Raw genomic sequence first — 11,869 nt, 5'->3', positions numbered from 1 at the left:
ACCTCACCGCGGCAGCCCGTTACGGCACACCCTGCCCAGAAGTGGCGTACGCACGCTCACTATTGACCCCGAAAGCGGACAAACAATGGCACCGGGATGGCCACTTGCCCCATGAATGCTTGCCCGACGGCCACTTGTCTCCCATGTACGGACCTTGAGGTGGGCAGACAAAAGGGCCGCCACGGACACCTCTCCGCGTCGGCCCCTCGGTTTCCGACGGCCCGCGATTCCCGTCGATCCACATGGCTCGTCGGCAGACCCTCGTCCGACGGGCCGCGGGCCGACCGGCTACTCCGCCGGCGGACCACCGGCCATCTCGTCGGCGGACGACCGGCTACTCCGTCTCCAGACCGCCCGTCTGCGGCGCCGGCTCCAGGTCGAATTCGCCGTCCCGGGCACCCAGCACGAAGGCCCGCCACTCCGCCTCCGTGTACCGCAGGACCGTCCCCGGGTCCAGCGACGAGCGCATGGCCACCGCGCCCCCGGGCAGATACGCGATCTCGACCCGCTCCTCGTGCTCCTCCGTGCCCGGCGCGCTCTGCCATGCGACGCCCGAGATGTCGAGGGCGTAGAGCTCGTCCTTCTCCCGCTCCTTGCGCGCCTTGACGTCGTTCTCCGCTTCCTCGGCCATGTTCCGCCGGCCCCTTCCCCACGTACGAATGACCTCTGCCGTCACCCTAGTGGCCTGGTCCGTGGCTTCCGGGAAGGTTCGAAGACCCGGACAGACGGATCCGGCCAGGCTGGTACCCTGTGTAACGGCCGTTTGTGTACGCACCCCCGGAGCGCTGCTCTGGAGGCCGCGCCCAGCGGATCCCCGCCTCCCGAGTTACGGAAGCTCCCCTGAGAAGTGGACCAGGGGCACTCGGTGGCAGACATGAGACTACGAGGAGTACGCGTGTCGCTCGACGCCGCTACGAAGAAGCAGATCATCACCGAGTTCGGTCAGAAGGAGGGCGACACCGGCTCCCCCGAGGTCCAGGTTGCGATGCTCTCGCGCCGGATCTCGGACCTGACCGAGCACCTCAAGGCCCACAAGCACGACCACCACTCCCGTCGTGGTCTTCTGATCCTGGTCGGTCAGCGTCGCCGTCTGCTGCAGTACCTGGCCAAGAAGGACATCCAGCGCTTCCGTGCGCTGGTCGAACGCCTGGGCATCCGCCGCGGTGCGGCGGGCGCCAAGTAAGACGCCGTGAAGGGAGCGGTTCCCACTTCTTGGGAGCCGCTCCTTTTGCTGTATGTGCTGCCGCACGTGCTCTCTACGTGCGGAGTGTCACCGACGCTTTGTAGTGTGGTAGCACAACGCAATACGCAGGAAACCGCACGTACGAACACAGCGTGACGGCGCCCCACCCGCCGGGTAGGGCATGTCACGACAACGAACGAGGAGAAGCGCGCCTCGCCGCCGCCGGTCCTCGGTAGTGGCCCCCGGGCGAAAGAGCCCCGGGTGCTTCGATCGAAGACCGGCCAGCACCAGAAGGAGCGCTTCTCCGCCACCGTCCCCCTGCCACACGGGCAGGACGGGACGAAGACGAGGAGAAAACGCTAGTGGAGAACGAGACCCACTACGCCGAGGCCGTTATCGACAACGGTTCCTTCGGCACCCGCACCATCCGCTTCGAGACGGGCCGTCTGGCCAGGCAGGCCGCCGGCTCCGCCGTCGCGTACCTGGACGACGACACCATGGTGCTGTCGGCGACCACCGCGTCCAAGAAGCCCAAGGACCAGCTCGACTTCTTCCCCCTGACGGTGGACGTCGAGGAGCGGATGTACGCCGCGGGCAAGATCCCCGGCAGCTTCTTCCGCCGTGAGGGCCGTCCCTCCGAGGACGCCATCCTCACCTGCCGTCTGATCGACCGCCCGCTGCGTCCGTCCTTCAAGAAGGGCCTTCGCAACGAGATCCAGGTCGTCGCCACGATCATGGCGCTCAACCCCGACCACCTGTACGACGTCGTGGCGATCAACGCCGCCTCCGCGTCCACGCAGCTGGCCGGTCTGCCCTTCTCCGGCCCGGTCGGCGGCGTCCGCGTCGCGCTGATCAACGGCCAGTGGGTCGCGTTCCCGACGCACACCGAGCTCGAGGACGCCGTCTTCGACATGGTCGTCGCCGGTCGCGTCCTGGAGGACGGCGACGTCGCGATCATGATGGTCGAGGCCGAGGCCACCGACAAGACGATCCAGCTCGTCCAGGGTGGCGCCGAGGCGCCGACCGAGGAGGTCGTGGCCGCCGGCCTCGACGCCGCGAAGCCCTTCATCAAGGTCCTGTGCAAGGCGCAGTCGGACCTCGCCGCCAAGGCCGCCAAGCCGACCGGTGAGTTCCCGATCTTCCTGGACTACCAGGACGACGTCTTCGAGGCTCTCAGCGCCGCGGTCACGAGCGAGCTCGCCCAGGCGCTCACCATCGCCGGCAAGCAGGACCGCGAGGCCGAGCTGGACCGCGTCAAGGAGATCGCCGCCGAGAAGCTGCTCCCGCAGTTCGAGGGTCGCGAGAAGGAGATCTCCGCCGCGTACCGCTCGCTCACCAAGAAGCTGGTCCGCGAGCGCGTCATCAAGGACAAGATCCGCATCGACGGCCGCGGCGTCACGGACATCCGTACGCTGGCCGCCGAGGTCGAGGCCATCCCGCGCGTGCACGGCTCGGCGCTGTTCGAGCGTGGCGAGACCCAGATCCTGGGCGTCACCACCCTCAACATGCTCCGCATGGAGCAGCAGCTGGACACCCTCTCCCCGGTGACCCGCAAGCGCTACATGCACAACTACAACTTCCCGCCGTACTCCGTCGGTGAGACGGGCCGCGTCGGCTCCCCGAAGCGCCGCGAGATCGGCCACGGCGCGCTCGCCGAGCGCGCGATCGTGCCGGTCCTGCCGACCCGCGAGGAGTTCCCCTACGCGATCCGTCAGGTGTCCGAGGCCCTCGGCTCCAACGGCTCGACGTCCATGGGCTCGGTCTGCGCCTCGACCATGTCGCTGCTCAACGCCGGTGTGCCGCTCAAGGCCGCCGTCGCGGGTATCGCCATGGGTCTGATCTCCCAGGAGATCGACGGCCAGACGCACTACGTCGCCCTCACCGACATCCTCGGTGCGGAGGACGCTTTCGGTGACATGGACTTCAAGGTCGCCGGCACCAAGGAGTTCGTGACCGCCCTCCAGCTCGACACCAAGCTGGACGGCATCCCCGCCTCCGTCCTGGCCGCGGCCCTCAAGCAGGCCCGCGACGCCCGCCTCCACATCCTCGACGTGATGATGGAAGCGATCGACACGCCGGACGAGATGTCCCCGAACGCCCCGCGGATCATCACCGTCAAGATCCCCGTGGACAAGATCGGTGAGGTCATCGGCCCCAAGGGCAAGATGATCAACCAGATCCAGGAGGACACCGGCGCCGACATCACGATCGAGGACGACGGCACCATCTACATCGGTGCCGCCCAGGGCTCGCAGGCCGAGGCCGCGCGCGCCACGATCAACGCGATCGCCAACCCGACCATGCCGGAGGTCGGCGAGCGCTACCTGGGCACCGTCGTGAAGACGACGACGTTCGGTGCGTTCGTGTCGCTGCTCCCGGGCAAGGACGGACTGCTGCACATCTCGCAGATCCGCAAGCTCGCCGGCGGCAAGCGCGTGGAGAACGTCGAGGACGTCCTGGCCGTGGGTTCCAAGGTCCAGGTCGAGATCGCCGAGATCGACTCCCGCGGCAAGCTCTCCCTGATCCCCGTGGTCGAGGGCGAAGGCGACGATGAGAAGAAGGACGACACCGACCAGTGACGTCGAGTAGCTCCACGACGACGGCCCGCACCTCTTCGGAGGCGCGGGCCGTCGCCCGTACCCAAACCCTCATCAAGGGAGCGAACGGCATCGGTACGGTCCGCAAGACCACCCTGCCCGGCGGCCTGCGCATCGTCACCGAGACGCTCCCCTCCGTGCGCTCCGCCACGTTCGGCATCTGGGCGCACGTGGGCTCCCGCGACGAGACGCCGACCCTGAACGGCGCAACGCACTACCTGGAGCACCTGCTCTTCAAGGGCACGAACCGCAGGTCCGCCCTGGACATCTCCTCGGCGATCGACGCCGTCGGCGGCGAGATGAACGCGTTCACGGCCAAGGAGTACACGTGCTACTACGCACGCGTGCTCGACACCGACCTGCCGCTCGCGATCGACGTCGTCTGCGACATGCTGACCGGCTCGCTCATCCTCGAGGACGACGTCAACGTCGAACGCGGCGCCATCCTCGAAGAGATCGCGATGACCGAGGACGACCCGGGCGACTGCGTGCACGACCTGTTCGCGCACACCATGCTCGGCGACACCCCCCTCGGCCGCCCGGTCCTCGGAACGGTCAACACGGTCAACGCCCTCACCGCGGACCGCATCCGCCGCTTCTACAAGAAGCACTACGACCCGACGCACCTCGTCGTGGCCTGCGCGGGCAACGTCGACCACAACAAGGTCGTACGCCAGGTCCGCGCCGCCTTCGAGAAGGCGGGCGCATTCAAGAACGCCGAGGCGGCCCCCATCGCCCCGCGCGACGGCCGGCGCAGCATCCGTACCGCGGGCCGCGTCGAACTGCTCGGCCGCAAGACCGAGCAGGCCCATGTCGTCCTCGGCATGCCGGGCCTGGCCCGTACCGACGAGCGCCGCTGGGCTCTCGGCGTCCTGAACACCGCCCTGGGCGGGGGCATGTCCTCGCGCCTGTTCCAGGAGGTCCGTGAGAAGCGCGGCCTGGCCTACAGCGTGTACTCGTACACCTCGGGCTTCGCCGACTGCGGCCTCTTCGGCGTCTACGCGGGCTGCCGCCCGAGCCAGGTCCACGACGTTCTCAAGCTCTGCCGCGACGAGCTCGACCAGGTCGCCGAACACGGCCTCTCGGACGACGAGATCGGCCGCGCCATCGGCCAGCTCCAGGGCTCCACGGTCCTCGGCCTGGAGGACACCGGCGCGCTGATGAACCGGATCGGCAAGAGTGAGCTGTGCTGGGGCGAGCAGATGTCGGTCGACGACATGCTGGCCCGGATAGCGTCGGTCACTCCGGACGAGGTCCGCTCGATCGCCCGGGACGTCCTGGGACAGCGGCCCTCGCTGGCGGTCATCGGCCCGGTCAAGGACAAGCAGGCGTCCCGTCTGCACGACGCGGTCGCGTAAATCCCGTCTCGGTAAGGAACGAAGCAATGAGCAAGCTGCGCGTGGCGGTCCTCGGTGCCAAGGGCCGGATCGGAGCCGAGGCGGTACGAGCCGTCGAGGCCGCCGAGGACATGGAGCTGGTGGCCGCGCTGGGCCGCGGCGACAAGCTGGAGACGCTCGTCGAAGCGGGTACCCAGGTCGTGGTCGAGCTGACCACTCCGGCCTCGGTGATGGGCAACCTCGACTTCTGCGTCCGGCACGGCATCCACGCCGTGGTCGGGACGACCGGCTGGACCGAGGAGCGCCTCGCGCAGCTCGGCACATCGTTGGCCGCATCCCCGGAGACCGGTGTGCTCATCGCGCCCAACTTCTCCATCGGGGCGGTGCTGACGATGAAGTTCGCCGAGATCGCCGCGCCGTACTTCGAGTCCGTCGAGGTCGTCGAGTTGCACCACCCGAACAAGGTGGACGCCCCCAGCGGCACCGCCACGCGCACCGCTCAGCTCATCGCCGCGGCCCGGGAGCGCGCGGGCAGCGCCCCGCAGCCCGACGCCACGGTGACCGCCCTGGACGGCGCCCGTGGCGCCGACGTCGACGGTGTCCCCGTGCACTCGGTCCGGCTGCGCGGCCTCCTCGCCCACCAGGAGGTCCTGCTGGGCGGCGAGGGCGAGACCCTGACCATCCGCCACGACTCCCTCCACCACAGCAGCTTCATGCCGGGCATCCTGCTCGGCGCCCGCCGCGTGGTGACCACCCCGGGCCTCACCTTCGGCCTGGAACACTTCCTGGACCTCGGCTGAGCCGGGGAACGTACAACAGTTAGCCGGCAGACATGCGCGCGAAGATCACCTATGCCATCACGGCCGCCGTCCTGGTCGTCTATTTCGTCCTGGTCGGCAGCCGGGGCGTGCTGCTCATCCAGAACGGCACCCTGATCACCGTCACCTTCGGTGTCGCGGTGCTCATCCTGCCGGTCATCGGCGTCTGGTTCCTGTGGATGAACACGCAGTTCGTTCGTAAGGCCAACCGGCTCTCCGCCGTGCTCGACGCCGAGGGCGGACTGCCCGTCGACGAGCTGCGGCGCACCGAGGGCGGACGCATCGACCGTGACTCGGCCGACGAGGTCTTCGCCCGCCGCAAGGCCGAGACCGAGGACGCCCCGGACGACTGGCGCAACTGGTTCCGCCTCGCTGTCGCCTACCACGACGCCCGGGACACCCCGCGCGCCCGCAAGGCCATGCAGCGGGCCATCGCCCTGCACGAGGGCCGGTCTCTGGAGGCCTGATCAGGTTGTACGACGATGGGGCCGGCCCGCGCACCGCGGGCCGGCCCCATCGTCGTACAACAGCCGTCTGGCCGGTTCCGCCGAGGCGGGGCGCCGTCCGCCGTGCCGGCGCCGGGGGATGCGCGGAGCGGACACTGCTGACGCTCCTGTCCGGGGGCGGGTCGGTGATCCCGCCATGCGCGGAGCCGGGGCCGCACGCGGAGTCGGGGTCGCACGCGAAGCCGAGGCCTGACGCGGAACCGAGGCTTGACGCGAAGCCGAGGCTTGACGCGGAACCGAGGCCCGACGCGGAACCGAGGCCCGACGCGGCCCCGGGAGCGAGTGGCTCAGACCCGCCGGTACTCGTCGGCCCACACCTCGACGACGTCCGCCGCGCGGTCGAAGGCCTCGGTACGTGCCAGGAAGTCGGCGTTGTGCGTGGTCATCAGCGGCGGAACGTCTCCGGGCGCGCGGTCCCCGCGTACGAGCATCAGGGCCTGGCCCTGAACCGTGCGCGGGAGCCCCAGCCAGCGCACCGGCTGCTGCACCGTGCGCACCGCCACGACCTGCTCCCAGGGAGTCGTGTGCGTGACGAAGAAGCCCACCCGGCGCAGCCCTCGGGCGCTGACCCACACCCCCATGCGCAGCAGCCGGAGCGCGCACAGTATGACCACGGTCGCGCCGGCCATACAGGCCGCGGCGCCGGGCAGCGTCCCGGCGAGGGCGATTATCACGGCCGCGACGAGCACGTACGAGGCGAGCAGCAGGACGAGCGCGGCCGCGCCCACCCGCCAGGGGCCGGGCCGGTAGGGGCGCCGCCAGCGGTCGCGGTCGTCGAAGGGCAGCGCGACATCCTCGGCCGCCTCGTCAAAGGCGCGGTCCGCCGTCAGAAAGGGCAGGGGCACGACTGATCCTCACTCAATCCACGCATGGGCTGTGCCCGGTGAGGTTATCGAGCCGGTTGCCGGCTCACCACCCTTGGGGGTCCGGAAGAGTCAGCGGCCGTCCGACGCCTCGGAACGCTGTGTCTGCGCAGGTGACCGATCCTGTGACAGGGCGGGCATTCCGAGGATCAGGGACCCGGCGATCCCGGCGATCACGGTGAGGCCGATGAGCCACCGGCCGGCTATCTGCCCGGCGGAGGACCGCTCGCGGGGCGGGGGAGTGACATTGCTGCGGAACTGGTCGGCTTCGGCGATGAAGGCGAACGGGACGGGCTCGCGCCGACGGAACATGGGCGGTGCTTCTCCTCTGTGGGCTCGCGCGGTTCCGGTGATCCGGTGACAAGTGACTCGAACTGCTCGAACGTGTCAGTCTCACTCATACAGACGGCCGAATGCCCCAAGAGGTGCCCAGAATCACCGAATTCGCAGAAGTTCGGCGCCTAATGTCGCGGCACGGTACCGAACGCCCCGTTGTCAGTGCCGGGCCGTAGAGTGGTCGCCGCCCGAGCCAGCAATGGGAAGGACCCTCCGCACGTGACCGACACCCCAGCCGACGACCTCAAGCCCAGCTTCCGCAGCGATGTCACCGTCGAGCTGATCAAGCACACGGCCTCCGACGCCGACGTGCTGTTCGCCGCCCGGGTCTCCACCGCCGGGGAGCAGTCGCTGGAAGAGCTGCAGAAGGACCCGGAGCGCTCCAAGGGCCTGATCAACTACCTGATGCGGGACCGGCACGGCAGCCCCTTCGAGCACAACTCCATGACCTTCTTCATCAGCGCCCCGATCTTCGTCTTCCGCGAGTTCATGAGGCACCGCGTGGGCTGGTCGTACAACGAGGAATCCGGTCGCTACAGGGAGCTGGAGCCGGTCTTCTACGTCCCGGACGCCTCCCGCAAACTGGTCCAGGAGGGCCGCCCCGGCAAGTACGTCTTCGTCGAGGGCACGCAGGCGCAGCAGGAGCTCACGGGCCGCGTCATGGAGGACTCCTACCGCCAGGCCTACGCGGCCTACCAGGAGATGCTCGCCGCCGGTGTGGCCCGCGAGGTCGCCCGCGCCGTCCTCCCGGTCGGTCTCTTCTCCTCGATGTACGCCACGTGCAACGCGCGTTCCCTGATGCACTTCCTCGGTCTGCGCACCCAGCACGAGCTCGCCAAGGTCCCCTCCTTCCCCCAGCGGGAGATCGAGATGGTCGGCGAGAAGATGGAGGCGGAGTGGGCCAAACTCATGCCGCTCACACACGCGGCCTACAACGCCAACGGGCGCGTGGCGCCGTAACACGCCCCCGCGCACCGGTCCGGCACAGATGTACGGATCAGCCGAGCGAAGTGTCCGTATTGCGGCATTTCGCGAAGTTCATCTAGCCTGATCAAACGGACCCGGCACTGCTTGAACCCCCGAGCAGGCAGTGCCGGGTTCCACCTTTGTCATGCTTTGTCGTGTCCCCCGAGGGCAGACCACGCGTTGAGCAGCGAGTAGCGTGTTACCCATGGCTCCGACCTCCACTCCGCAGACCCCCTTCGGGCGGGTCCTCACCGCCATGGTCACGCCCTTCACGGCGGACGGCGGGCTCGACCTCGACGGCGCTCAGCGGCTCGCCACCCACTTGGTGGACGCAGGCAACGACGGCCTGATCATCAACGGCACCACCGGTGAGTCCCCGACCACCAGCAACGCGGAGAAATCGGATCTCGTACGCGCGGTGCTGGAGGCGGTGGGCGACCGTGCCCACATCGTCGCCGGCGTCGGCACGAACGACACCCGCCACAGCATCGAGCTGGCCCGCGACGCCGAGAAGACCGGCGCGCACGGCCTGCTCACCGTGACGCCGTACTACAACAAGCCCCCGCAAGAGGGCCTGTACCGGCACTTCTCGGCCATCGCCGACGCGACCGAACTGCCGGTCATGCTCTACGACATCCCCGGCCGCAGCGGCGTCCCGATCAACACCGAAACTCTGGTGCGGCTCGCCGAGCACCCGCGTATCGTCGCGAACAAGGACGCCAAGGGAGACCTCGGCCGGGCCAGCTGGGCCATCGCCCGCTCCGGCCTCGCCTGGTACTCCGGCGACGACATGCTGAACCTTCCGCTGCTCTCGGTCGGCGCGGTGGGCTTCGTCTCCGTAGTCGGCCACGTCGTCACCCCGGAACTGCGCGCGATGCTCGACGCGTACCTCTCGGGCGACGTCCAGAAGGCCACCGAGATCCACCAGCAGCTGCTCCCCGTCTTCACCGGCATGTTCCGCACCCAGGGCGTCATGACGACCAAGGCCGCGCTCGCCCTCCAGGGCCTGCCCGCCGGTCCGCTGCGCGCCCCGATGGTCGAACTGTCGCCCGAGGAGACCACCCAGCTCAAGATCGATCTTGGCGCCGGCGGGGTAGAGCTCTAGCCACAGACTTCACAACCGAATACGTACGACACAACTGAATACGCACGACCCGCAGACCCGGCGGTCTGCACCCCACACACAACAGCTACTGCACGAACGTCACGCGCGCCACGTGCCTTGCCAGGTACGTGGCGCGCGTGGTGAGGAGAGTCTTTTGAGTCATCCGCATCCTGAACTCGGCGCACCGCCGGTCCTCCCGAAGGGCGGCCTCCGGGTCACCCCGCTCGGCGGTCTCGGCGAAATCGGCCGGAACATGACGGTCTTCGAGTACGGAGGCCGTCTGCTGATCGTCGACTGCGGAGTGCTCTTCCCCGAGGAGGAGCAGCCCGGAATCGACCTGATCCTGCCGGACTTCACGTCCATCAGGGACCGCCTCGACGACATCGAGGGCATCGTGCTCACGCACGGCCACGAGGACCACATCGGCGGCGTCCCGTTCCTCCTGCGCGAGAAGCCGGACATCCCGCTGATCGGCTCCAAGCTGACCCTCGCCCTCATCGAGGCGAAGCTCCAGGAGCACCGCATCCGGCCCTACACACTCGAAGTGGCCGAGGGCCACCGCGAGCGCATCGGCCCCTTCGACTGCGAGTTCGTCGCGGTCAACCACTCCATCCCGGACGCCCTCGCGGTCGCCATCCGCACCCCCGCGGGCATGGTCGTCCACACCGGCGACTTCAAGATGGACCAGCTCCCGCTGGACGGCCGCCTCACGGACCTGCACGCGTTCGCCCGGCTGAGCGAGGAGGGCATCGACCTCCTTCTCTCGGACTCCACGAACGCCGAGGTCCCGGGTTTCGTCCCGCCCGAGCGCGACATCTCGAACGTGCTGCGCCAGGTCTTCGCCGGCGCCAGCAAGCGGATCATCGTGGCGAGCTTCGCGAGCCACGTCCACCGCATTCAGCAGATCCTCGACACCGCCCACGAGTACGGCCGCAGGGTCGCCTTCGTCGGCCGTTCGATGGTCCGCAACATGGGCATCGCACGGGACCTCGGCTATCTGAAGGTTCCGCCGGGCCTGGTGGTCGACGTCAAGACGCTCGACGACCTTCCGGACCACGAGATCGTCCTTGTCTGTACGGGCTCTCAGGGTGAGCCGATGGCCGCCCTCTCCCGGATGGCGAACCGCGACCACCAGATCCGGATCGTCCAGGGCGACACGGTGATCCTGGCGTCCTCGCTGATCCCGGGCAACGAGAACGCGGTCTACCGCGTCATCAACGGCCTGACCCGCTGGGGCGCGAACGTCGTCCACAAGGGCAACGCCAAGGTGCACGTCTCCGGCCACGCCTCCGCGGGCGAGCTGCTGTACTTCTACAACATCTGCAAGCCGCGCAACCTGATGCCGGTCCACGGCGAATGGCGTCACCTGCGCGCCAACGCCGAGCTCGGCGCCCTCACCGGCGTCCCGCACGACCGCATCGTGATCGCCGAGGACGGCGTCGTCGTCGACCTGATCGAGGGCAAGGCGAAGATCTCCGGCAAGGTCCAGGCGGGGTACGTCTACGTCGACGGACTCTCGGTCGGTGACGTCGGTGAGCCCGCGCTCAAGGACCGCAAGATCCTCGGCGACGAGGGCATCATCTCGGTCTTCGTGGTGATGGACGCCAGCACCGGCAAGCTCACGGCCGGCCCGCACGTGCAGGCACGCGGTTCCGGCATCGACGACTCCGTCTTCGTCGATGTCATCCCGAAGATCACGGAAGTCCTGGAACGGTCGGCCCAGGACGGCGTGGTCGAGCCCCACCAGCTGCAGCAACTCATCCGCCGCACGCTGGGCAAGTGGGTGTCCGACACCTACCGCCGGCGCCCGATGATCCTCCCGGTCGTCGTCGAGGTCTGACCCCCGGCAAAGCCCCAACCTGGAGCGGAGCACCTCGATTTGCGTCGTGGCGCTCCGCTCCAGTACGTTTACGTCTCCGCCTGAACGGGAACCCGGAAGCTTCGTGCTCCGGAACCAGTCCCCGAACGGGGCGGGAATTCCGACTCAGAGAATCTGATAAAGTCGGAGCCGCTGGAAAGGGAAACGCGAAAGCGGATTACCTGGAAAGCACCGAGGAAATCAAGCCCGAAAGGTTCTGATAGAGTCGGACTCGCCGGAAAGGGAAACGCGGAAGCGGGAACCTGGAAAGCACCGAGGAAATCGGATACGGAAACGGTC

General features: G+C 68.4%; 11 protein-coding genes. 8 read left to right on the top strand and 3 right to left on the bottom strand.

Features of this window, described 5'->3' with window-relative positions; all coding sequences use genetic code 11:
• Positions 1-334: 334 nt before the first annotated feature.
• Positions 335-631, bottom strand: a complete 297-nt coding sequence (locus tag ACZ4N5_RS25705; protein WP_467759418.1) for a DUF397 domain-containing protein — start codon at positions 629-631, stop codon at positions 335-337.
• A 264-nt stretch (positions 632-895) separates the two neighbouring features.
• Here ACZ4N5_RS25705 and rpsO point away from each other — a divergent pair, with 264 nt between their 5' ends.
• From rpsO to ACZ4N5_RS25680, 5 genes are all read left to right on the top strand, one after another.
• The gene (gene rpsO / locus ACZ4N5_RS25700) at positions 896-1,183 is read left to right on the top strand and encodes a 30S ribosomal protein S15 (RefSeq protein WP_261709633.1); all 288 of its coding nucleotides are present in this window, start codon (positions 896-898) and stop codon (positions 1,181-1,183) included.
• A 362-nt stretch (positions 1,184-1,545) separates the two neighbouring features.
• Positions 1,546-3,762, top strand: coding sequence for a polyribonucleotide nucleotidyltransferase (locus tag ACZ4N5_RS25695; RefSeq protein WP_467759417.1), 2,217 nt, complete (start codon positions 1,546-1,548; stop codon positions 3,760-3,762).
• Positions 3,759-5,138 (top strand): M16 family metallopeptidase, encoded by a 1,380-nt coding sequence (locus ACZ4N5_RS25690; protein WP_467759416.1) that lies wholly within the window; start codon positions 3,759-3,761, stop codon positions 5,136-5,138. The genes ACZ4N5_RS25695 and ACZ4N5_RS25690 overlap by 4 nt, the downstream gene beginning before the upstream one ends.
• 26 nt (positions 5,139-5,164) lie before the next feature.
• Positions 5,165-5,917 carry a 4-hydroxy-tetrahydrodipicolinate reductase gene (gene dapB, locus ACZ4N5_RS25685; protein WP_467759415.1) on the top strand — a complete coding sequence of 251 codons (753 nt, stop codon included), beginning with the start codon at positions 5,165-5,167 and terminating at the stop codon, positions 5,915-5,917.
• A gap of 32 nt (positions 5,918-5,949) precedes the next feature.
• Positions 5,950-6,402, top strand: a complete 453-nt coding sequence (locus ACZ4N5_RS25680) for a tetratricopeptide repeat protein (protein WP_261709629.1) — start codon at positions 5,950-5,952, stop codon at positions 6,400-6,402.
• Between the two features lie 326 nt (positions 6,403-6,728).
• Here ACZ4N5_RS25680 and ACZ4N5_RS25675 read toward each other — a convergent pair whose 3' ends face one another.
• Positions 6,729-7,286, bottom strand: a complete 558-nt coding sequence (locus ACZ4N5_RS25675; protein WP_467759414.1) for a hypothetical protein — start codon at positions 7,284-7,286, stop codon at positions 6,729-6,731.
• Positions 7,287-7,376: 90 nt separating this feature from the next.
• The gene (locus tag ACZ4N5_RS25670; RefSeq protein WP_467759413.1) at positions 7,377-7,616 is read right to left on the bottom strand and encodes a hypothetical protein; all 240 of its coding nucleotides are present in this window, start codon (positions 7,614-7,616) and stop codon (positions 7,377-7,379) included.
• 243 nt (positions 7,617-7,859) lie between these two features.
• On the opposite strand from ACZ4N5_RS25670, the gene thyX reads away from it, so the two are divergent.
• The 3 genes from thyX to ACZ4N5_RS25655 all read left to right on the top strand — a co-directional run bounded on the left by thyX (position 7,860) and on the right by ACZ4N5_RS25655 (position 11,551).
• Positions 7,860-8,600, top strand: a complete 741-nt coding sequence (thyX, locus tag ACZ4N5_RS25665) for an FAD-dependent thymidylate synthase (RefSeq protein ID WP_467759412.1) — start codon at positions 7,860-7,862, stop codon at positions 8,598-8,600.
• 211 nt (positions 8,601-8,811) lie between these two features.
• Positions 8,812-9,711, top strand: a complete 900-nt coding sequence (dapA, locus tag ACZ4N5_RS25660) for a 4-hydroxy-tetrahydrodipicolinate synthase (protein ID WP_467759411.1) — start codon at positions 8,812-8,814, stop codon at positions 9,709-9,711.
• A gap of 154 nt (positions 9,712-9,865) precedes the next feature.
• Positions 9,866-11,551 (top strand): ribonuclease J, encoded by a 1,686-nt coding sequence (locus ACZ4N5_RS25655; RefSeq protein WP_467759410.1) that lies wholly within the window; start codon positions 9,866-9,868, stop codon positions 11,549-11,551.
• The last annotated feature ends 318 nt before the right edge of the window (positions 11,552-11,869 follow it).

The sequence above is a fragment of the Streptomyces sp. NPDC026500 genome, from assembly GCF_055567635.1.
This window is presented reverse-complemented; position numbering and strand designations above follow the sequence as displayed.